General features: G+C 69.6%; 1 protein-coding gene. It reads right to left on the bottom strand.

The genetic code is table 11. The annotated features are described in order from the left end of the window. Positions 1-652 (bottom strand): COG4705 family protein (locus JCM9942_RS17225; protein WP_256202429.1); only part of this gene is annotated, 652 nt, incomplete at its 3' end. Between the last annotated feature and the right edge of the window lie 147 nt (positions 653-799).

Genomic DNA, 799 nt, shown 5'->3' with positions numbered 1-799 from the left:
CCGGTTTGTCCAGGAAGTCGCCGACCACCGCGCCCAGCGGCCGGGTCAGCACGAAGGCCGTCCAGAACAGCGTTCCGCGTGAGATCGGGCTCCAGTGCCAGGCGGCGGCCACCAGCAGCAACACACCGCCGAAGACCGCCGCCGCGCCGAGGTAGCCCATTCCGGCGCTGTCGGCCGTCCAGTCGCCCAGCGCCGTGCCCAGCGTCTGCGAGCACATGATGGTCAGCCAATAGAACCCCTCCGCACGTGGGCTGGCCACGGTGCCGATATCGATCGAGCCCAGCGTGCGGTGCCAGGTAAACAGCGTGGCCAGCAGCAAACCCAGCAGCAGCGTGCTGCCGCCGGTATAGCCGATGCCCAGCGAGCGGTCGGCGAAGTCGGCCAGGGTGGTGCCCACGGTGGTGGAGGCGATGACGGTCAGCCAGTACAGCGCCGGCCGGAAGCGGCTGGTGCGGATCTGCGCGGCGACCGCGAGCAGGAATACCGCCATGAAGATCACGGTGCCGACCGCATAGCCCAGCCCCAGCGACATCGATACCGTATCGCCGCCGGTTTCGCCCAGCGTGGTGGCCAGCACCTTGATCACCCAGAAGCCGAAGGTGAGCGCCGGCACCTTGGCCAGTGCCCGGGGGGTGTTATCGCGCAGGTGCATGGCCTTCTCCGTGTCGGACCGGGCAGGGCGTGGCCCTGACGTGGAATCGAGGGGAATGCTGTGCCGGTCCGGGTCTGAAGATTGTCGGTGGCCGACGCTGGGCCGTGATCGGGCGCGCGGCGGGCGGGAGTTCGACAGCGCGGGCGG

The sequence above is a fragment of the Stenotrophomonas pictorum JCM 9942 genome, from assembly GCF_001310775.1.
Lineage (GTDB): Bacteria > Pseudomonadota > Gammaproteobacteria > Xanthomonadales > Xanthomonadaceae > Stenotrophomonas > Stenotrophomonas pictorum.
The sequence above is the reverse complement of the archived record's forward strand: the minus strand, read 5'-3'. Positions and strand labels throughout refer to the sequence as shown.